The sequence below is a fragment of the Pseudomonas sp. LBUM1649 genome (genome assembly GCF_059716155.1).
On sequence record NZ_CP166807.1, the window covers coordinates 355,099 to 375,026 of the forward strand.

Here is a 19,928-nt window from a genome sequence, read left to right on the forward strand (position 1 = left end):
AGGCCTGACTCTACTGTAAATCGCTGCCAAGACTTGTCAGCGCACCGAATCCTCTGATCGAGATACACAAGTGATCGAAAATCTACGCAACATCGCCATCATTGCTCACGTTGACCATGGTAAAACCACCCTGGTAGACAAACTCCTGCGTCAATCCGGCACCCTGGAGCGCAACGAGCTCAACGACGAGCGCGTGATGGACTCCAACGACCAGGAGAAAGAGCGCGGTATTACCATCCTGGCGAAAAACACCGCCATCAACTGGAACGGCTTCCACATCAACATCGTGGACACCCCGGGCCACGCCGACTTCGGCGGCGAAGTTGAACGTGTAATGTCGATGGTTGACTCCGTTCTGCTGCTGGTTGATGCCCAAGACGGCCCTATGCCGCAAACCCGTTTCGTGACCAAAAAGGCTTTCGAAGCCGGCCTGCGTCCGATCGTGTGCATCAACAAGGTTGACCGTCCAGGCGCGCGTCCGGACTGGGTTCTGGACCAGATCTTCGACCTGTTCGACAACCTGGGTGCTACCGAAGAACAGCTGGACTTCCAAGTCGTCTACGCTTCGGCCCTGAACGGTATTGCCGGTCTGGAACACACCGACATGGCGGAAGACATGACCCCGCTGTACCAGGCGATTGTTGACCACGTTCCAGCTCCACAAGTTGACCGTGAAGGTCCGTTCCAGATGCAAATCTCCGCACTGGACTACAACAGCTTCCTGGGTGTTATCGGCGTTGGCCGTATCGCTCGTGGTAGCGTCAAGCCGAATACCCCGGTTGTCGCTATCGGCGCCGACGGCAAGAAGCGTAACGGTCGTATCCTGAAGCTGATGGGTCACCACGGTCTGCACCGTGTAGACGTTGAAGAAGCTTTTGCAGGCGACATCGTGTGCGTGAGCGGTATGGACTCGCTGTTCATCTCCGACACCCTGTGCCAGCCGGACACCGTTGAAGCGATGAAGCCGTTGACCGTTGACGAGCCAACCGTTTCCATGACCTTCCAGGTAAACGACTCGCCATTCTGCGGTAAAGAAGGCAAGTTCGTGACTTCCCGTAACATCAAGGAACGTCTGGACAAAGAGCTGCTGTACAACGTTGCACTGCGCGTTGAAGAAGGCGACTCGGCTGACAAGTTCAAGGTTTCCGGCCGTGGCGAACTGCACCTCTCGGTACTGATCGAAACCATGCGTCGCGAAGGCTTCGAAATGGCTGTAGGCCGTCCGGAAGTGATCATCCGTCTGGTTGACGGCGTGAAGCACGAACCGTACGAAAACGTCACCATCGACCTGCCGGAAGAATCCCAGGGCAAGGTGATGGAAGAGATGGGCCTGCGTAAGGGCGACCTGACCAACATGGTGCCGGATGGCAAGGGCCGTGTACGTCTGGAATACAACATCCCTGCTCGTGGTCTGATCGGTTTCCGTAACCAGTTCCTGACCCTGACCAACGGTGCTGGCATCCTGACCTCGATCTTCGACCGTTACGACGTGATGAAGTCCGGCGACATGTCCGGCCGTCAGAACGGCGTTCTGGTTTCGGTTGAAACCGGCAAGGCACTGACCTACTCCCTGGAAACCCTGCAGGCGCGTGGCAAGCTGTTCGTTGAACACGGTCAGGAAATCTACAACGGTCAGATCGTTGGCCTGAACAGCCGTGACAACGACCTGGGCGTCAACCCTACCAAGGGCAAGAAGCTCGACAACATGCGTGCTTCGGGTAAAGACGAAACCATCGCTCTGGTTCCACCTGTTCGCTTCACCCTGGAACAGGCTCTGGAATTCATCCAGGACGACGAGCTGTGCGAAGTAACTCCTAAGTCCATCCGTCTTCGCAAGAAGATCCTGGACGAAAGCGAGCGTACCCGCGCTGCCAAGAAAGCCAAGGCGTAACACTTAGCCCCGGCTGAACGAAAACGCCCCCGGTCGAAAGGCCGGGGGCGTTTTTGTTTGTCTGGGGTTTGTGCGGTGCCAGTTCCGGCCCCATCGCGAGCAAGCTCGCTCCCACAGTTTTAATTCTGAACACAGATTCTATGTACGACACAAAACCCTGTGGGAGCGAGCTTGCTCGCGATGAGGCCCGGTCAGGCAGCGAGATTCTGAATTAGAATTTCTCGAGGGTCCGACGGCTACTGCTTTCGCGTACCACTTCTTTCGGCTTGTAAGCGCAATACCCCGGCCGCGGGCCGATTTTCGGGTGGTTGCGGCATGTATCCGGGCGCTTTTCATAAATAGTGCACAGACGGCTCTTACGATCCAGGTACAGGCAATCGTTGTTGCTCATGCGCTGGAGGGTGAAGATCTCGGACTTCTGGTTGTAGCGCTCGACGATCCCTTCCTTCTGCAGGCGCTTGGCGATGTTCTTTGGTGGGTCGCCGCGTTCGAACTCGTCGACGATGCCGATGCGGATCAGGTCCTTGATCTTGACCTCGACCGGCAGGGTGCAACAGCTCGATAGGCAGGAGCCGCACATTGGGGCAGAGTACTTGGCCCAGGTATCGAGTCGGTCGATCTCCGCGGCGGCGATCAGGTTGGGCTTCATCATCGGTTGTTACCAGCGTGTGCATCAGGGCGCGCGATCATACCGGGACTGGTGGATTTTTGAACAACCTTTCGCCAGTTTTTTTTACGGGCACCCAAGCAGCACCGCTAATCCGGCACGGCCCCTGCATTGAACCAGGTACACGACAATGTATTGCCGGCCTAATGCGCATTAACAGGAAAAACTGCCGAACCAGAGTCTATACCGTCTGTCAGACCGTCTAGTCTCAGACAATTCCAAGCTCGCTCGAGGTCCTATCGATGACTCAAGAACCACTTGTTCGCGAAGCAGAGGTGGCCGCATTTCGCGATGCCGTCTTGACCAAACTTACCTACGCGGTGGGCAAAGACCCGGATCACGCCTTCGACCACGACTGGTTCGAAGCCATCGCCCTGGCAGCGCGCGATCACATGGTCGAGCACTGGATGGATCACACCCGGCAGATTTACCGCAAAGGTCAGAAACGGGTTTATTACCTCTCCCTGGAATTTCTCATCGGCCGGCTGCTCTACGACAGCCTGAGCAACCTCGGCCTGCTCGACGTGGCACGCGAAGCCCTGACCGAACTCGGCGTCGACCTTGAACGCATCCGGCTGCTGGAGCCCGATGCGGCGTTGGGTAACGGTGGTCTCGGACGACTGGCGGCGTGCTTCATGGAAAGCATGTCGACCCTGGGTATCGCGGGTCATGGTTACGGCATTCGTTACGAGCACGGCTTGTTCCGTCAGGCCGTCGTCGACGGCTGGCAACAGGAGCAGACCGAACACTGGCTGGATTTCGGCAACCCATGGGAGTTCGAGCGGCCGGAAGTGGTTTACACAATCGGCTTTGGCGGCGGTGTAGAAACCGTGACCGACGAAGCTGGCAAGTCCAAGCAAGTCTGGCACCCGGCGGAAACCGTGCGGGCCATTGCCTACGACACGCCAGTGGTCGGTTGGCGCGGCGCGAGCGTGAACACTTTGCGGCTGTGGCGCGCGCGGGCCATGGAAGATTTGCACCTGGAACGATTCAATGCCGGTGACCACTTGGGGGCGGTGGCGGAAGTGGCCCGGGCCGAAAGTATCTCGCGGGTACTGTACCCGGCAGACAGCACCGAGGCCGGCCAGGAACTGCGGCTGCGCCAGGAATACTTCTTCGTCGCCGCGTCCCTGCAGGATTTGCTGCGCCGCCATCGCAACATGCACACCTCGGTGCTGACCCTGGGAGATCACGCGGCGATCCAGCTCAACGACACCCACCCCTCGATTGCCGTGGCCGAGTTGATGCGCCAATTGGTCGATGTCTACGACGTGGCATGGGATGCGGCGTGGCAGGTTACGGTCGACACGCTTTCCTACACCAACCACACCTTGCTGCCCGAGGCGCTGGAAACCTGGCCGGTGGGATTGATGGAGCGCATGCTGCCACGGCACATGCAGATCATTTACCTGATCAACGCCCAGCACATCGACTCGCTGCGGGCCAAGGGCATCCACGATTTCGACGTGCTGCGCGCGGTGTCATTGATCGAGGAAGACAACGGTCGACGCGTGCGCATGGGCAACCTGGCGTTCCTCGGCTCCCACAGTGTCAACGGCGTATCCGGCTTGCACACGCAACTGATGCGCAAGACGGTGTTCTCCGAGCTGCACAAGCTTTATCCGCAACGGATCAACAACAAGACCAACGGCATCACGTTTCGCCGCTGGCTGTACCAGGCAAACCCGGGGCTGACCTCGATGCTGGTCGATGCCCTCGGCCCAGACCTGCTGGACAAGCCCGAGGAGCGCTTGCTCGACCTGCAGCCGTTCGCCGATAAGCCTGCGTTCTGCAAGGCGTTCGCCGAACAGCGTCTGCACAGTAAAAAGGCTCTGGCCTACCTGATTCATGAGCGATTGGGGGTGGCGGTCAACCCGGCGGCGATGTTCGACGTTCAGGTCAAGAGGATCCACGAATACAAGCGCCAACTGCTCAACCTGATGCACACCGTGGCGTTGTACCAGGCGATTCGTGCGGAACCTGAAATCGACTGGGTACCACGGGTGAAAATCTTCGCTGGTAAAGCGGCGGCCAGTTATCACCAGGCCAAGTTGATCATCAAGCTGACCAACGACATCGCCCGGGTGGTGAACAACGACCCGACCGTACGCGGCTTGCTCAAGGTCGTGTTCCTGCCCAACTACAACGTCAGCCTGGCGGAGAGCATCATTCCGGCGGCGGATCTGTCCGAGCAGATCTCCACTGCCGGCTTTGAAGCCTCGGGCACCAGCAACATGAAATTCGGCCTCAACGGTGCATTGACCATCGGCACGCTGGACGGTGCCAACGTGGAGATGTCCGAGCGCATCGGCGTCGAGAACATGTTCATCTTTGGTCTCAGCGCCCAGCAGGTTGAAGCGCGCAAGCAGAACCACGAGTTCAGCGCGGTGCCGGACATTGCCGCGTCCCATCGACTCAATGATGTATTGCAAGCTATTCGCGGCGGGGTGTTCTCGCCGGATGATCCATCCCGTTACACCGGGCTGATCGATTCGTTGGTGGACTACGACCGCTTCCTGGTCTGTGCCGATTTCGATTCTTACTGGAATGCGCAAATGCGCGTCGAAGCCCTTTGGCACGATTCCCAGGAATGGTGGCGATCGGCGGTGTTGAGCACCTCGCGGATGGGCTGGTTTTCGTCCGACCGGACGATTCGCGAGTACGCCGCGGATATCTGGAAGGCGTTGGAGTAACTCGTCCAGCGGATCGATATACTAGCGCCCGTAAAAGATCGCAGCCTCCGGCAGCACCTACAAATGCCGGAGGCTGCGATCTTTTTGGAGCTGGCTAGTGGGAGCGGGCTTGCCCGCGATAGCGTGCGAACAGTCATCTGAAATATCCAAACTGTCACCCATTCACGACCCACATTCGGCCCATTTCCATCTACGCTAATCCCCGCGCATGAACTCTCTTCAGCCGATCACGTCTGATAGGAGGAAATACGCCCCGACTCGCGTTAAACTGCGCGGGTTTTTAGACCCCCCATTCCACCGGAGCCTCCCATGTCCCGCGTTACCCTGAGTCGCTATTTGATTGAGCAGACCCGCAGCAACAACACTCCTGCCGATCTGCGCTTCCTGATCGAAGTGGTGGCGCGTGCTTGCAAGGAGATCAACCACGCCGTGTCCAAAGGCGCCCTGGGCGGTGTTCTGGGCAGCATGGGCACTGAAAACGTCCAGGGCGAAGTGCAGAAGAAGCTTGACGTGATCTCAAACGAGATCCTGCTCGAAGCCAACGAATGGGGCGGTCACTTGGCCGGCATGGCTTCCGAAGAAATGGACAATGCCTACCAGATCCCGGGCAAATACCCGAAAGGCGCGTACCTGTTGGTATTCGACCCGCTGGACGGTTCGTCGAACATCGACATCAATGCCCCGGTCGGCACCATCTTCTCGGTACTGCGTTGCCCGAACGAATACCTGAGCCAGAACGAGCCCTTGAATGAAAAGGCTTTCTTGCAGCCAGGTACCCAGCAAGTGGCCGCCGGTTACGCCATCTACGGTCCACAGACCATGTTGATCCTGACCCTGGGCGACGGCGTGAAAGGTTTCACCCTGGACCGCGAAATGGGCAGCTTCGTACTGACTCACGAAGACATCACCATTCCTGAAACCACCCAGGAATTCGCGATCAACGCCTCCAACCAGCGTCACTGGGAAGCGCCGGTACAACGTTACGTCAGCGAACTGCTGGCAGGCGACGAAGGCCCGCTGAAAAAGAACTACAACATGCGCTGGGTCGCCGCGATGGTTGCGGACGTGCACCGCATCCTGACCCGTGGCGGTCTGTTCATGTACCCACGCGACAGCCGCGAACCATCGAAGCCGGGCAAACTGCGCCTGATGTACGAGGCCAACCCGATGTCGTTCCTGGTGGAACAAGCGGGCGGCGCGTCCACAGATGGTCACCAACGCATTCTCGACATCCAGCCTGAAGGTCTGCACCAGCGCGTAGCGGTGTTCCTGGGTTCGAAAGAAGAAGTTGCACGCGTTACGGCTTACCACAAGGAATAAACCATGAGCGCGCCCTGGCAGCCGTTGCTCGATTGGTGGTTCGGTACAGCCGAAACAGCCAGGGCAATCGCGGCTGACAAGGGCAAGTTGTGGTTTGGCAAGCGTGACAGCCAGGACCTCGAAGCGCGTGAGCGTTTCGGGGACCAGGTCGAGCAGGCACTGGCCGGCGGATTGACCGAGTGGATGCAACGTCCCGAAGGTTGGCTGGCACTGGTGCTATTGCTCGATCAACTCCCGCGCATGATCTTTCGCGACACCCCTAAAGCCTTTTCCGGTGATCTACGGGCCCAGAAGCTGGTCGCCCAAGGCATTGCTGCGGATTTTGATCGGCAGTTACCACCGATTCAACGGGTGTTTATCTTCCTGGTGTTCGAGCACAGCGAGAACCTCGCGGTGCAGACCGAAGGCGTCTCGCGCTACATCGAACTGGTCGCGCAACAGCCGGAGAGTGACCGGGCATTGTTTGCCGATTATCTGGATTTTGCCGAGCGGCATCAGAAAGTGATTGCACAGTTTGGACGGTTTCCGCATCGCAATGCGGTGTTGGGGCGCGAATCTACGGTAGAGGAATTGGTGTTTCTTTCGAAGCCGGGATCAAGGTTCTAGATTTTCATCGCGGCTGATGCCGTCTTCGCGGGCAAGCCCGCTCCCACAGGGATCTTTGTCGCACTGGAGATCCACTGTGGGAGCGGGCTTGCCCGCGAAGGGGCCATTGAGAGCGCTCTAGATTCTGAAACTACCCACCAATTGCTTCAACCGCGCCGCCTGCCGCTCAAGATCGGCACACGCGCGCAAGGTCGACTGCAGGTTCTCCACACCTTCCTGGTTCAACGTGTTGATCTCGGTGATGTCGACGTTGATCGACTCCACCACGGCCGTCTGCTCTTCCGTCGCCGTGGCCACGGACTGGTTCATGCCGTCGATCTCGCCGATGCGCTGGGTCACGCTGCCCAGGCGCTCGCCGGCCTGGTTGGCGATACCGACGCTGCTTTCGCTCTGGCGCTGACTTTCGGTCATGATGGTTACCGCTTCCCGGGCGCCGACTTGCAGTTCCTCGATCATCTTCTGCACTTGCTGCGCCGAGTCCTGCGTGCGGTGGGCGAGGTTGCGCACTTCGTCGGCAACCACCGCAAATCCACGTCCGGCTTCACCGGCGCGCGCGGCTTCAATCGCCGCGTTGAGCGCCAGCAGGTTGGTCTGCTGGGAGATGCTGGTGATCACCTCCAGAATCTGCCCGATGTTGACGGTGTTGCTGTTGAGCGTCTCGATGTTGCCGCACGAGTCGCTGATCTTTGCCGACAACTGGTGCATCGCCGAGATGGTTTTATCCACAACCTGCTGACCCTCTTCGGCCAACGCGCGCGCATCGCTCGAGTGCTGCGAGGCGAGGGCGGCGTTCTGGGCGATTTCCTGGGCGGCGGCGCCGAGCTCGTTGATCGCGGCGGCCACACTGCTGGTGCGCGAGGCTTGCTGGTCGGAGTTGAACATCGACGAATTGGACGCGGCGACAACGCGCAGGGCCACTTCGTTGACCTGGCCCGTGGCCGAGGACACTTCGCTGATCGAAGTGTGGATGCGTTCGACGAAACGGTTGAACGACAGCCCCAGTGCGCCGAATTCGTCATGGCCGTGGATGGTCAGGCGTTTGGTCAGGTCACCTTCGCCTTCGGCGATGTCGTGCATGGCACGGCCCATGGTCAGCAACGGCTGCATCAGGAAACTGATCAACATACCCAGCAACGTGATGATGATCACCACTGCAATCACCATGGCGATGATCGCCGAGGTGCGGAATTCGCTCAGCATCGAGAACGCGGTGTCCTGGTCCAGCACCAGTGCCACGTACCAATCCGCCGACGGTACGCCGTTGACATGGGTGAAGGAAATGAACTGGCTTTTGCCATCGATCTCGACTTCTTTCATGCCCGGGCTGACTTTCGGCGCACCGTTGGGATAAGCGTCGGTGAGGTTCTTGAGCACCCATTTGCTGTCCGGGTGAATCAGGATCTTGCCGTCGGCGCCCACGATGAAGGCATGGCCGTGGCCGCCGAAGTTCAGCGAGTTGATGATCGCACTGACGCTGGACAGGTCGATGTCGGCGCCAGCAACGCCAATCATCTGGCCCTGGCGCTGAACCGGAGTTGCCACCGTCATCACCAGTTTGCCGGAAGAAGCAGCGATGTACGGTTCTGTGACGATGGTCTGTTGTGCGCTATTGGCAGCCTTGTACCAGCCGCGGGCGCGCGGGTCGTAGTCCGGCGCGCGATTGCCCGCCGGGACCGAGAACATCACGCCATCGGCGCCACCGAAGTAACTCAGCTGGAAATTGCCGGTGTAGGCGGGCAGGTCGATGATTCGTTTCAGGCTGGCAGGGGCATTACCGTCGGCGCTGACCTGTTGGGCCATTGATTGCAGCAACTGCATGCGGCTTTCCAGCCAGGTCTTGATGTTGCTGGTGGTCAGGCTGCCAAGTTCCTGCATCGAGGCTTCAGTGCTGCTACGCAAGGTCTGGCGCTGGCGATAGTCGTTGAACAGGATGAAACAAGCGAATGCGACGGCCACCACGAGGGCGGCAGCCAACAAGATCTTGTGGCTGAATTTCATGTTTCTGGTCATTGGATGAGCTACCGCAGGAGATCTGGTCAACGAAAGGGGAGGCAAATGTCACGGACGTGGCTTTGCGTTGCATGTATGTCGACTGGACGGCGCCAAAGATTAGGCGCTTTATGCAAAAACCGACGAAATACCCGACAGCAAAACGAAGTGGCTGATAATTCGCGCAAAGGTAGACGAGCGGCCTGATAAATAGCCCGTCGGGCAGGGAACCAGACAGGGGTTTTCTCTTCTAAGGTTCAGCTTGGCAGTCATGCCAATCCCTTCGCCCCTGGAGTTACACATGTCGCTGCGATCCATCGCCCTGCTGTCGTTTTGCGTGTTGTTGGCTGCGTGCAGCAAGGTCAATCAGGAAAACTACTCGAAGCTGTCGTCAGGAATGGCCAAGGCCGAGGTTGAGAATCTTTTGGGCAAACCCGCCGATTGCTCAGGCGCGCTCGGCATGTCCAGTTGCACATGGGGCGACAAGAACAGCTTTATCAGCGTGCAGTTCGCCGGTGACAAAGTCTTGATGTTTTCCGGCCAAGGCCTGAAGTAAACCGGGGCCACGCGCCCACGGGAGAAAAACAATGAAGCGGTTATTGATCATGCTTTTTGCCGGCCTGGTGTTGGCCGGCTGTGCCAGTTCTGGCCAGGATTCGTTGGCGCCAAAAACTGCCAACAGCGTCAACCTCAAGCGCTATCAGGGCACCTGGTACGAGTTGGCGCGTTTGCCGATGTACTTCCAGCGCGACTGTGCGCAATCCGAAGCCCACTACACGCTCAAGCCTGACGGTAACGTCGCGGTGTTGAATCGCTGCCTGACGCCGCAGTGGCAGTGGGAAGAGGTCAGGGGCACGGCGTATCCACAAGTACCGGGCAAGACCGACAAGTTGTGGGTCGAATTCGATACCTGGTTTTCAAGGTTGATTCCGGGTTTGGCGAAGGGCGAGTACTGGGTGTTGTACGTCAGCGATGACTACAAGACTGCCATCGTCGGCGACTCGAGCCGTCGTTACCTGTGGTTGCTGTCGCGCACCCCGACCGTCAACGGCGTAGTGCGTGAAGAGTTGCTGAGCAAGGCGCGTCAGCAGGGTTATGACACCACGCGGCTGATCTGGCGGGCGTCGGATACGCAGATGGCGAAAACATCCGACTGATTACACATATCCCTGTGGGAGCGAGCTTGCTCGCGATGAGGCCGTCATAGTCAACAAAGATGTTGACTGACAGTCCGCCATCGCGAGCAAGCTCGCTCCCACAGTTGTTTTGTGTCAGCCGAGCAAGTCGCGCAGGACCTGGGTGAAGGCGCGATTACTTTCCTCTTCCCCGGCATGGCGCCCGTCACGCACTACCCACTGGCCATTGACCAGCACATCACGCACCTGACGATCGCCACCGGCAAACAACCAACGATTGAGAATCCCGTCACCCGTGGCGGTCGCCAGGTATGGATCGTTGCCGTCCAGCACCAGCCAATCGGCACGCCTGCCGACTTCCAGCGCACCAATCGGTTGCCCCAGCGCCTGGGCACCGCCGTCCAGCGCCGCATCAAACAGCGTGCGGCCGACCATCGGCTGGTCTGCCCCATACAAACGGTTACGCCGCTGATCGCGCAGACGCTGGCCGTATTCCAGCCAGCGCAACTCTTCCACCACGCTCAATGACACGTGGCTGTCGGAACCGATGCCCATGCGCCCGCCCTGGGCGAGAAAATCCACAGCCGGGAAAATCCCGTCGCCCAGGTTGGCCTCGGTGGTCAGGCACAGGCCGGCGATGGCCCGGCTCCTGGCCATCAGCGTGACTTCTTCCGGGTTGGCGTGGGTGGCGTGGACCAGGCACCAGCGCTGGTCGACTTCAGTGTTTTCGTACAGCCATTGCAGAGGACGACGACCGCTCCAGCTCAGGCAGTCGTCGACTTCCTTCTGCTGTTCGGCGATGTGAATGTGCACCGGGCATTGCTTGTCGCTGGCCGCCAGAACTTCGCTGATCTGTTGCGGTGTGACCGCGCGCAATGAGTGGAAACACAAACCCAGGGACTGTGCGGGTTGTTGCGCCAGTATCGGCTGCAGTCGCGATTGCAGCTTGAGGTAGTTTTCGGTGCTGTTGATGAAGCGGCGCTGGCCGTCGTTTGGCGCCTGGCCACCGAAACCTGCGTGGCTGTAGAGCACCGGCAGCAGGGTCAGACCGATACCGGCGGCACTGGCGGCCTGGCTGATGCGCAGGGCCAGTTCGGCCGGGTCGGCATAAGGTTGGCCGTTGTTGTCATGGTGCACGTAATGAAATTCGGCCACCGAGGTGTAACCGGCCTTGAGCATTTCGATGTACAGCTGGCGGGCAATGACGCCCAGTTGCTGCGGGCTGATTTTTCCGACGAGGCGATACATCAGGTCGCGCCAGGTCCAGAAACTGTCATTGGGGTTGCCTGCCACTTCCGCCAGCCCGGCCATGGCCCGCTGGAACGCGTGGGAGTGCAGGTTCGGCATGCCTGGCAGCAGCGGACCGCTCAGCCGTTCGGCGTCATCTGCATGAGAATCGGCCTGGATATGGGTCAAGACGCCATCGGCGCTGACCTCAAGACGTACATTGTTGGCCCATCCACTAGGCAGCAGCGCGCGTTCGGCAAAGAAGGCGGACATGGTTCAGCACCCCATCGTGTGTTATTTGTATATACATATACAGACGTTTGCCTGCCCGGTAAACTCCGGCAAGCTAGCGACATCAACCAAACGACCAAGGATTAACCGTGCCGACTCCGCCTCCAGTCTCTCCGTTGGCCGCGAACATGGGCGACAGTCCGGCGCCCTTGTACGCCCGCGTCAAACAGATGATCACCCAGCAAATCGACAGTGGAAACTGGCCGCCGCACTATCGCGTTCCATCGGAAAGCGAGCTGGTCAGCCAGTTGGGTTTCAGCCGCATGACCATCAACCGCGCCTTGCGCGAAATGACCGCCGACGGTCTGTTGGTGCGCATGCAAGGTGTCGGCACTTTCGTCGCTGAGCCGAAAAGCCAGTCCGCCCTGTTCGAAGTGCACAACATCGCCGACGAAATCGCCTCCCGTGGCCATCGTCACACCTGCAAGGTGATCACCCTGGAAGAAGAAGCTGCAGGTTCCGAGCGCGCGCTGGCGCTGGACATGCGTGAAGGCCAGAAAGTGTTCCATTCGTTGATCGTGCATTTCGAGAACGACATTCCGGTGCAAATCGAAGACCGTTTCGTCAACGCGCTGGTGGCGCCCGACTACCTCAAGCAGGACTTCACCCTGCAAACGCCGTACGCCTACCTGAACCAGGTCGCGCCGCTGACCGAAGGGGAGCACGTGGTCGAGGCGATTCTGGCCGAGCCGTCCGAATGCAAGTTGCTGCAGATTGAAAAAGGCGAGCCGTGCCTGCTGATCCGTCGCCGCACCTGGTCCGGCCGTCAGCCGGTGACCGCCGCTCGCTTGATCCACCCCGGTTCCCGTCATCGTCTGGAAGGACGCTTTCATAAATGAGCAGTTTGAAAGTTTTACGCGCCAAAGATTACCCGCGCATGCCGTGGAAAAACGGCGGCGGCAGTACCGAAGAAATCACCCGCGATGCCGGGACTGGTCTGGATGGTTTCGGCTGGCGCTTGTCGATTGCCGATATCGGCGAGTCGGGCGGGTTTTCCACCTTTGCCGGGTACGAGCGGATCATCACCGTGTTGCAGGGTGACGGCATGACCTTGTCGGTTGATGGTCAGGTCATGCGGCCGTTGTTACCGCTGGACCCGTTTGCCTTCAGCGGTGAGAGCCAGGTTTCCTGCACCTTGCTTGGTGGGTCGATCCGCGATTTCAACCTGATTTATGCGCCGCAGCGTTACAGCGCGCGATTGCAGTGGCTGAGCGGCGAGCAGCGGTTTTTCAGCGAGACCGGGACCCTGCTGATTTTCAGCGTGTCTGAAGTGCTTGAAATTAAGGTCGGTAACAGTGCCCAGCAATTGGGTCGCCATGACTGCCTGCAACTCGACGGTAACAACGGTCTGCTGGAAGTCTCCAGTAACGGCGCCTGCTGCGTTATCGAACTGACCGCACGCTGATTAACTGCTGAAGAAATCTAATGTGGCGAGGGGATTTAGCGAAACGTCGCACCGCCCCGTTGGGTCGCGAAGCGGCCCCAAAAAAATAGGGCTGCTGCGCAGCCCAACGGGGATAAATCCCCTCACCACAAAGGCAGTACTCAACTCCGTTTCCCTCCGCGCACCACTTTGTTACCGAACGCCCCAGCGTGGCGCAAAACCACGCTCAAGTAACAGCACCCTCACTCTTCAAAAAATCCCCTCGAAAAATTTCATATGCGCCAGAACCCTTGATTCAGGCGCTCTCCAGCCATTTCAGAATTTTTCTTGAATGCCCATCCAACAAGTTGGCCGCTTGATTGCATATGCTTGTATGTACAAGTAAAGACGTATGCGTATGAGTCGATCGAGACTCCCCGCAACGTCCACTGATTCGCTTGTGTCGCTTTGACGCGCACAGGCTGGCTTACCCACCGCCAGGGTTGGTTTGGATTGATCGCTGAGGAGTCTTTTTCGTGACTGACAATAAACCTACTAAGTTTCGTGACGTTGAAATCCGCGCTGCCCGCGGTAACAAGCTGACCGCCAAGAGCTGGCTGACCGAAGCGCCGCTGCGCATGCTGATGAACAACCTCGACCCGGAAGTCGCCGAGAACCCTAAAGAACTGGTGGTCTACGGTGGTATCGGTCGTGCAGCACGTAACTGGGAATGCTACGACAAGATCGTCGAGAGCCTGACCAACCTGAACGACGACGAGACCCTGCTGGTGCAATCCGGCAAGCCGGTCGGCGTGTTCAAGACTCACACCAACGCCCCGCGCGTACTGATCGCCAACTCCAACCTGGTGCCACACTGGGCGAGCTGGGAACACTTCAACGAGCTCGACGCCAAAGGCCTGGCCATGTACGGCCAGATGACTGCCGGCAGCTGGATCTACATCGGCAGCCAGGGCATCGTCCAAGGCACCTACGAAACCTTCGTCGAAGCGGGTCGCCAGCATTACAACGATGACCTGAAAGGCAAGTGGGTACTGACCGCTGGCTTGGGCGGCATGGGTGGTGCCCAGCCTCTGGCTGCAACCTTGGCCGGCGCGTGCTCGCTGAACATCGAATGCCAGCAGGTCAGCATCGATTTCCGTTTGAAAAGCCGCTATGTCGACGAGCAAGCCACCGACCTCGACGACGCACTGGCCCGCATCGCCAAATACACCGCTGAAGGCAAAGCGATTTCCATTGCCCTGCTGGGCAACGCGGCAGAAATCCTGCCGGAACTGGTCAAGCGCGGGGTGCGCCCGGACATGGTCACCGACCAGACCAGCGCCCACGACCCACTCAACGGCTACCTGCCTGCCGGCTGGACCTGGGACCAGTACCGTGCTCGCGCCAAGACCGAACCGGCTGCAGTGATCAAAGCCGCCAAGCAATCGATGGCGGTGCACGTCAAAGCGATGCTCGACTTCCAGAAAATGGGCGTGCCGACCTTCGACTACGGCAACAACATCCGTCAGATGGCCCAGGAAGAAGGCGTGGAAAACGCATTCGACTTCCCAGGCTTCGTACCGGCCTACATCCGTCCACTGTTCTGCCGTGGCATCGGCCCGTTCCGTTGGGCTGCGCTGTCGGGCAACGCTGAAGACATCTACAAGACCGACGCCAAGGTCAAGGAACTGATCCCGGACGACGCCCACCTGCACAACTGGCTGGACATGGCCCGCGAGCGCATCAGCTTCCAGGGTCTGCCGGCACGTATCTGCTGGGTTGGCCTGGGCCTGCGCGCCAAGCTGGGCCTGGCGTTCAACGAAATGGTGCGTAGCGGTGAGCTGTCCGCGCCAATCGTGATCGGTCGCGACCACCTGGATTCCGGTTCGGTATCGAGCCCGAACCGCGAAACCGAATCGATGCAGGACGGTTCCGATGCCGTGTCCGACTGGCCACTGCTCAACGCGCTGCTCAACACTGCGAGCGGCGCGACCTGGGTTTCCCTGCACCACGGCGGCGGCGTCGGCATGGGCTTCTCCCAGCACTCGGGCATGGTGATTGTCTGCGACGGTACTGATGAAGCGGCCGAGCGTATCGCGCGCGTCCTGCACAACGACCCGGCGACCGGCGTCATGCGCCACGCCGATGCCGGTTATCAGATCGCGATCGACTGTGCCAAGGAACAAGGGCTGAACCTGCCGATGATTACCGGCAAGTAATGCTTGCCCTGTAGGAGCAAAGCTTGCTCGCGATGGCGATGTGTCAGCCGACACAGATGTTGAATTTGCCGGCCTCATCGCGAGCAAGCTCAGCTCCTACAGGGGTTGCACCACCCAGAATAACAATCCATAGAGGTTGAACCATGGCTGTTACCAGCGATCGTGCAGGCAACAAACCGTTGATCGAGAAACGCTCGATCGACTACATCCCGGAAGCGGAAAGACACGGTCGTCTGTTTAGCCAGTTCACCCTGTGGATGGGTGCCAACCTGCAGATCACCGCAATTGTCACCGGGGCCCTGGCCGTGGTGCTGGGCGGTGACGTGTTCTGGTCGTTGATCGGTCTGCTGATCGGCCAACTCCTCGGTGGCGGCGTAATGGCGCTGCATGCGGCGCAAGGTCCCAAGCTTGGCCTGCCGCAGATGATCTCCAGCCGGGTACAGTTCGGCGTTTATGGCGCGGCCATCCCGATCGTGCTGGTCTGTCTGATGTACCTCGGCTTCACGGCAACGGGAACCGTGCTTTCCGGCCAGGCGCTGGGCCAGTTGTTTGGCGTCAGCGACAGTGTCGGAATTCTTATTTTCGCCAGCGTCATCGTGCTGGTCACGGTGCTCGGTTACCGGGTGATCCATTGGATTGGACGTGTTGCCAGTGTCATTGGTGTCATTGCCTTTGTTTTCCTGTTCAGCCGTCTGATGAGCCAGACTGACGTTGGCGCACTGCTGGAAATCCGCCACTTCAGCTGGAGTAGCTTCCTGCTCGCGGTGTCGCTCGCGGCGTCCTGGCAGATCGCCTTCGGCCCTTACGTGGCTGACTATTCACGCTACCTGCCGAGCAAGACTTCCTCGGTGAAAACCTTTTTCGCCGCTGGCGCAGGTTCGGTGATTGGCGCACAGGTGGCGATGATCCTCGGCGTGTTCGCTGCCGCTTCGGCCAATGGGCAATTCGCCGGTCACGAAGTGGCCTACATCGTCGGTTTGGGCGGTACCGGTGCCACCGCTGCGCTGCTGTATTTCAGCATCGCGTTCGGCAAGGTCACCATCTCCACGCTTAACTCCTACGGTAGCTTCATGTGCATCGCGACCATCATCAGCGGTTTCCGTGGTGACCTGAAAGTAACGCACTTGCAGCGTCTGGTGTTCGTACTGGTCATCGTCGGCGCTGCGACCCTGATGGCGTTGCTCGGTCAGCACTCGTTCCTCGGTGCGTTCAAGTCGTTCATCCTGTTCTTGCTGGCGTTCTTTACGCCATGGAGCGCGATCAACCTGGTGGACTACTACTGCATCACCCGCGAGCGTTATGACGTGCCGGCACTGGCCGATCCGAACGGTCGCTACGGCCGCTGGAACCTGCTCGGTATCAGCGTCTATGTTTTCGGTGTGCTGGTGCAGCTGCCGTTCATCTCCACCAAGTTCTACACCGGTCCGCTGGTGGCTGTCCTGGGTGATGTGGATATTTCCTGGATCATCGGTCTGGTGCTTCCCGCAGCCCTGTATTACGTGTGCGCGAAAAAATGGCACGGCGCAGTGCCCGATCAGTTGATTCTGCCGGTCGAGCAGGACGCGGTCGTCGAACAAAAACTGAGCGTCGGTCGCGCTGCGGCGCAGGCCTGATTGGACGTGGACAGGGCTGGATGCCTCTTGACTGCCGTAAGCCAATTCACGATTAGGAGCGTCACTACAATGAAATCGAACAAGACCCTGCTGACCACATTGCTTTCCATGGGCCTGCTGGCCAGTGCTGGCGCCACTCAGGCGGCGGGTTGGTGCGAGTCGGGCAAACCGGTGAAATTCGCTGGCCTGAACTGGGAAAGCGGGATGCTGCTGACCGACGTGCTGCAAGTTGTGCTAGAGAAAGGCTACGACTGCAAGACCGACAGCCTGCCGGGCAACTCCATCACCATGGAAAACGCGCTGAGCAGCAACGATATTCAAGTGTTCGCCGAAGAATGGGTCGGCCGCAGCGAGGTCTGGAATAAGGCCGAGAAGGCCGGCAAGGTCGTCGGTGTTGGCGCTCCGGTGGTTGGCGCTGTCGAAGGCTGGTACGTGCCGCGCTACGTGATCGAAGGCGACGCCAACCGAAAGCTGGAAGCCAAGGCGCCAGACCTGAAAAACATCGCCGACCTGGCCAAATACGCCACCGTGTTCAAGGACCAGGAAGAACCGTCCAAGGGCCGTTTTTACAATTGCCCGGCCGGTTGGACCTGTGAGCTCGATAACAGCGAAATGCTGAAAAGCTACGGCCTGGAAAGCACCTACACCAACTTCCGCCCAGGCACCGGCCCTGCGCTGGATGCCGCCGTGCTGTCGAGCTACAAGCGTGGCGAGCCGATCCTGTTCTACTACTGGTCGCCAACGCCGCTGATGGGCCAGGTCGACCTGGTCAAACTTGAAGAAAAACCGGGCGTGGACAAGAGCGTGACCATCAAGGTCGGCCTGTCCAAGACCTTCCACGACGAAGCCCCGGAACTGGTGGCCGTGCTGGAAAAGGTCAACCTGCCGATCGACCTGTTGAACCAGAACCTTGGGCGCATGGCCAAGGAGCGGATCGCTTCGCCGAAGCTGGCGAAAATCTTCCTCAAGGAACATCCTGAAGTCTGGCATGCGTGGGTGAGTGAAGACGCAGCCAAGAAGATCGACGCGGCCTTGTAGGTCCAGCCTCTCCGGCTGTCGGTAACGGCAGTCGGACGCTGCATCGCAACCCCTTGATTGAGAGTCTCTTATGTTTCCCGAAAGCTTTACTTTTTCCATCGCCGACTGGGTCAACGGTTGGGTCGATTCGCTGGTGACCAACTACGGCGATGTGTTCCGCAGCATCTCCGACACCCTGTTGTGGGCCATCGTCAATCTCGAAGGCCTGCTGCGTGCAGCGCCATGGTGGCTGATGCTAGCGATCGTGGCCGGTGTGGCCTGGCACGCAACGCGTAAAGTCGTGACCACCGCCGTCATCGTCGGTTTACTGTTCCTGGTGGGGGCGGTCGGCCTCTGGGACAAGCTGATGCAGACCTTGGCGCTGATGATGGTGGCGACGGTCATTTCGGTGTTGATCGGCATTCCGCTGGGCATCCTCTCGGCGCGCAGCAATCGCCTGCGTTCGGTGCTGATGCCGTTGCTGGACATCATGCAGACCATGCCGAGCTTCGTGTACCTGATCCCGGTGCTGATGCTGTTCGGCCTGGGCAAGGTCCCGGCGATTTTCGCTACCGTGATCTATGCCGCGCCACCGCTGATCCGCCTGACAGACCTGGGTATTCGCCAGGTTGACGGTGAGGTGATGGAAGCGATCAACGCCTTCGGTGCCAACCGTTGGCAGCAACTGTTCGGCGTGCAATTGCCGCTGGCCCTGCCGAGCATTATGGCGGGTATCAACCAGACCACCATGATGGCCCTGTCGATGGTGGTGATTGCCTCGATGATCGGTGCCCGTGGTTTGGGTGAAGACGTGCTGGTGGGGATTCAGACCCTCAACGTCGGACGTGGCCTTGAAGCCGGTCTGGCGATCGTGATTCTGGCAGTGGTGATCGACCGCATTACACAGGCGTATGGTCGGCCACGGCATGAGGTGAGCAAATGAACAACGCAACCGTGAGCAAGATCGAAGTCAAAAACGTCTTCAAGATTTTCGGCAGCCGTTCCAAGGATGCGCTGGCCATGGTCGGCCAGGGCAAAACCAAGGAACAAGTACTGTCCGAGACCGGCTGCGTGGTCGGCGTCAACGACCTTTCGTTGAGCATCGGCAGCGGCGAGATCTTCGTGATCATGGGCCTGTCGGGTTCCGGCAAATCCACACTGGTGCGCCACTTCAACCGCCTGATTGACCCGACCAGCGGCGCGATCCTGGTGGACGGTGTGGACATCCTGCAATACGACATGGAAGCCCTGCGCGAATTTCGCCGGCGCAAGATCAGCATGGTGTTCCAGAGCTTCGGCCTGCTGCCGCACAAGAGCGTGCTGGACAACGTCGCCTACGGCTTGAAAATCCGTGGCGAGAGCAAGCAAATGTGCGCCGAGCGCGCGCTGCACTGGATCAACACCGTGGGCCTCAAGGGCTACGAAAACAAATACCCGCACCAGCTCTCCGGCGGCATGCGTCAGCGTGTAGGTTTGGCCCGTGCGTTGGCAGCGGACACTGACATCATCCTGATGGACGAAGCCTTCAGTGCCCTCGACCCGCTGATCCGTGCCGAGATGCAGGACCAGTTGCTGGAACTGCAAAAGACCCTGCACAAGACCATCGTCTTCATCACCCACGACCTCGACGAGGCCGTGCGCATCGGCAACCGCATCGCGATTCTCAAGGATGGCCGGCTGATCCAGGTCGGCACGCCGAAAGAGATCCTGCATTCGCCGGCGGATGAGTATGTCGACCGGTTCGTGCAGCGTCGGGCGGCGGTGGTTTAAACAGCACCGCTTGGTGTGATGATCGTTCCCACGCTCTGCGTGGGAATGCATCCCGTGACGCTCTGCGTCACCCATGCGCAGGGTTCGAGCCTTGCGTTGACATCGGGACGCGGAGCGTCCCAGGCG

At 59.3% G+C, this 19,928-nt stretch carries 16 protein-coding genes and 1 pseudogene; 13 read left to right on the forward strand and 4 right to left on the reverse strand.

Going from position 1 to position 19,928, the window contains the following annotated elements; genetic code table 11:
* Window positions 1-70: 70 nt before the first annotated feature.
* A complete protein-coding gene (typA, locus tag ACA058_RS01585) occupies window positions 71-1,891 on the forward strand; it encodes a translational GTPase TypA (protein WP_497637535.1) in 1,821 nt (606 codons plus the stop codon).
* Between the two features lie 211 nt (window positions 1,892-2,102).
* On the opposite strand, the gene ACA058_RS01590 is transcribed toward typA, so the two are convergent.
* Complete coding sequence (locus tag ACA058_RS01590) at window positions 2,103-2,543, reverse strand: YkgJ family cysteine cluster protein (protein WP_497637536.1); 441 nt, start codon at window positions 2,541-2,543, stop codon at window positions 2,103-2,105.
* Between the two features lie 257 nt (window positions 2,544-2,800).
* Here ACA058_RS01590 and ACA058_RS01595 point away from each other — a divergent pair, with 257 nt between their 5' ends.
* The 3 genes from ACA058_RS01595 (at window position 2,801) to ACA058_RS01605 (ending at window position 7,177) form a co-directional block, all read left to right on the forward strand.
* Window positions 2,801-5,251, forward strand: a complete 2,451-nt coding sequence (locus tag ACA058_RS01595; protein ID WP_497637537.1) for a glycogen/starch/alpha-glucan phosphorylase — start codon at window positions 2,801-2,803, stop codon at window positions 5,249-5,251.
* 309 nt (window positions 5,252-5,560) lie between these two features.
* Window positions 5,561-6,571: a class 1 fructose-bisphosphatase gene (locus ACA058_RS01600; RefSeq protein ID WP_497637538.1), complete on the forward strand. Its 1,011-nt coding sequence runs from the start codon at window positions 5,561-5,563 to the stop codon at window positions 6,569-6,571.
* 3 nt (window positions 6,572-6,574) lie between these two features.
* Complete coding sequence (locus tag ACA058_RS01605) at window positions 6,575-7,177, forward strand: DUF924 family protein (protein ID WP_497637539.1); 603 nt, start codon at window positions 6,575-6,577, stop codon at window positions 7,175-7,177.
* Between the two features lie 117 nt (window positions 7,178-7,294).
* On the opposite strand, the gene ACA058_RS01610 is transcribed toward ACA058_RS01605, so the two are convergent.
* Both ACA058_RS01610 and ACA058_RS01615 read right to left on the reverse strand, forming a co-directional pair.
* The gene (locus tag ACA058_RS01610) at window positions 7,295-8,059 is read right to left on the reverse strand and encodes a methyl-accepting chemotaxis protein (protein ID WP_497639846.1); all 765 of its coding nucleotides are present in this window, start codon (window positions 8,057-8,059) and stop codon (window positions 7,295-7,297) included.
* A gap of 93 nt (window positions 8,060-8,152) precedes the next feature.
* Window positions 8,153-9,187, reverse strand: a pseudogene (locus ACA058_RS01615) (HAMP domain-containing protein); the annotation flags it as partial.
* 280 nt (window positions 9,188-9,467) lie between these two features.
* Here ACA058_RS01615 and ACA058_RS01620 point away from each other — a divergent pair.
* Both ACA058_RS01620 and ACA058_RS01625 read left to right on the forward strand, forming a co-directional pair.
* Entirely contained in the window at window positions 9,468-9,722 is a 255-nt protein-coding gene (locus ACA058_RS01620) for a hypothetical protein (RefSeq protein WP_497637540.1), read from the forward strand.
* 31 nt (window positions 9,723-9,753) lie between these two features.
* Window positions 9,754-10,323 carry a lipocalin family protein gene (locus tag ACA058_RS01625; RefSeq protein ID WP_497637541.1) on the forward strand — a complete coding sequence of 190 codons (570 nt, stop codon included), beginning with the start codon at window positions 9,754-9,756 and terminating at the stop codon, window positions 10,321-10,323.
* A 114-nt stretch (window positions 10,324-10,437) separates the two neighbouring features.
* Here ACA058_RS01625 and ACA058_RS01630 read toward each other — a convergent pair whose 3' ends face one another.
* Window positions 10,438-11,802: a formimidoylglutamate deiminase gene (locus ACA058_RS01630; protein WP_497637542.1), complete on the reverse strand. Its 1,365-nt coding sequence runs from the start codon at window positions 11,800-11,802 to the stop codon at window positions 10,438-10,440.
* A gap of 146 nt (window positions 11,803-11,948) precedes the next feature.
* Between ACA058_RS01630 and hutC the strand changes: the two genes are divergently transcribed.
* The 7 genes from hutC to ACA058_RS01665 all read left to right on the forward strand — a co-directional run bounded on the left by hutC (window position 11,949) and on the right by ACA058_RS01665 (window position 19,802).
* A complete protein-coding gene (gene hutC, locus ACA058_RS01635; protein ID WP_162135916.1) occupies window positions 11,949-12,659 on the forward strand; it encodes a histidine utilization transcriptional repressor HutC in 711 nt (236 codons plus the stop codon).
* Window positions 12,656-13,225 (forward strand): HutD/Ves family protein, encoded by a 570-nt coding sequence (locus tag ACA058_RS01640; RefSeq protein WP_497637543.1) that lies wholly within the window; start codon window positions 12,656-12,658, stop codon window positions 13,223-13,225. Before hutC ends, ACA058_RS01640 begins: the two co-directional genes overlap by 4 nt.
* Before the next feature lie 494 nt (window positions 13,226-13,719).
* Window positions 13,720-15,402 (forward strand): urocanate hydratase, encoded by a 1,683-nt coding sequence (hutU, locus tag ACA058_RS01645; protein ID WP_497637544.1) that lies wholly within the window; start codon window positions 13,720-13,722, stop codon window positions 15,400-15,402.
* 143 nt (window positions 15,403-15,545) lie between these two features.
* Complete coding sequence (locus ACA058_RS01650) at window positions 15,546-17,015, forward strand: purine-cytosine permease family protein (protein ID WP_497637545.1); 1,470 nt, start codon at window positions 15,546-15,548, stop codon at window positions 17,013-17,015.
* 69 nt (window positions 17,016-17,084) lie between these two features.
* Window positions 17,085-18,053, forward strand: a complete 969-nt coding sequence (locus ACA058_RS01655; protein ID WP_497637546.1) for an ABC transporter substrate-binding protein — start codon at window positions 17,085-17,087, stop codon at window positions 18,051-18,053.
* Between the two features lie 70 nt (window positions 18,054-18,123).
* A complete protein-coding gene (locus ACA058_RS01660) occupies window positions 18,124-18,975 on the forward strand; it encodes an ABC transporter permease (RefSeq protein WP_053153259.1) in 852 nt (283 codons plus the stop codon).
* Window positions 18,972-19,802 (forward strand): quaternary amine ABC transporter ATP-binding protein, encoded by an 831-nt coding sequence (locus tag ACA058_RS01665; protein ID WP_497637547.1) that lies wholly within the window; start codon window positions 18,972-18,974, stop codon window positions 19,800-19,802. The genes ACA058_RS01660 and ACA058_RS01665 overlap by 4 nt, the downstream gene beginning before the upstream one ends.
* The last annotated feature ends 126 nt before the right edge of the window (window positions 19,803-19,928 follow it).

What these genes read in the sequence shown, in the direction of transcription:
- ACA058_RS01590 (WP_497637536.1), bottom strand. Translation starts at nt 2,543, where the DNA reads ATGATGAAGCCCAACCTGATCGCCGCCGCGGAGATCGACCGACTCGAT.
- ACA058_RS01595 (WP_497637537.1), top strand. Translation starts at nt 2,801, where the DNA reads ATGACTCAAGAACCACTTGTTCGCGAAGCAGAGGTGGCCGCATTTCGC.
- ACA058_RS01600 (WP_497637538.1), top strand. Translation starts at nt 5,561, where the DNA reads ATGTCCCGCGTTACCCTGAGTCGCTATTTGATTGAGCAGACCCGCAGC.
- ACA058_RS01605 (WP_497637539.1), top strand. Translation starts at nt 6,575, where the DNA reads ATGAGCGCGCCCTGGCAGCCGTTGCTCGATTGGTGGTTCGGTACAGCC.
- ACA058_RS01610 (WP_497639846.1), bottom strand. Translation starts at nt 8,059, where the DNA reads ATGTTCAACTCCGACCAGCAAGCCTCGCGCACCAGCAGTGTGGCCGCC.
- ACA058_RS01620 (WP_497637540.1), top strand. Translation starts at nt 9,468, where the DNA reads ATGTCGCTGCGATCCATCGCCCTGCTGTCGTTTTGCGTGTTGTTGGCT.
- ACA058_RS01625 (WP_497637541.1), top strand. Translation starts at nt 9,754, where the DNA reads ATGAAGCGGTTATTGATCATGCTTTTTGCCGGCCTGGTGTTGGCCGGC.
- ACA058_RS01630 (WP_497637542.1), bottom strand. Translation starts at nt 11,802, where the DNA reads ATGTCCGCCTTCTTTGCCGAACGCGCGCTGCTGCCTAGTGGATGGGCC.
- hutC (WP_162135916.1), top strand. Translation starts at nt 11,949, where the DNA reads ATGGGCGACAGTCCGGCGCCCTTGTACGCCCGCGTCAAACAGATGATC.
- ACA058_RS01640 (WP_497637543.1), top strand. Translation starts at nt 12,656, where the DNA reads ATGAGCAGTTTGAAAGTTTTACGCGCCAAAGATTACCCGCGCATGCCG.
- ACA058_RS01650 (WP_497637545.1), top strand. Translation starts at nt 15,546, where the DNA reads ATGGCTGTTACCAGCGATCGTGCAGGCAACAAACCGTTGATCGAGAAA.
- ACA058_RS01655 (WP_497637546.1), top strand. Translation starts at nt 17,085, where the DNA reads ATGAAATCGAACAAGACCCTGCTGACCACATTGCTTTCCATGGGCCTG.
- ACA058_RS01660 (WP_053153259.1), top strand. Translation starts at nt 18,124, where the DNA reads ATGTTTCCCGAAAGCTTTACTTTTTCCATCGCCGACTGGGTCAACGGT.
- ACA058_RS01665 (WP_497637547.1), top strand. Translation starts at nt 18,972, where the DNA reads ATGAACAACGCAACCGTGAGCAAGATCGAAGTCAAAAACGTCTTCAAG.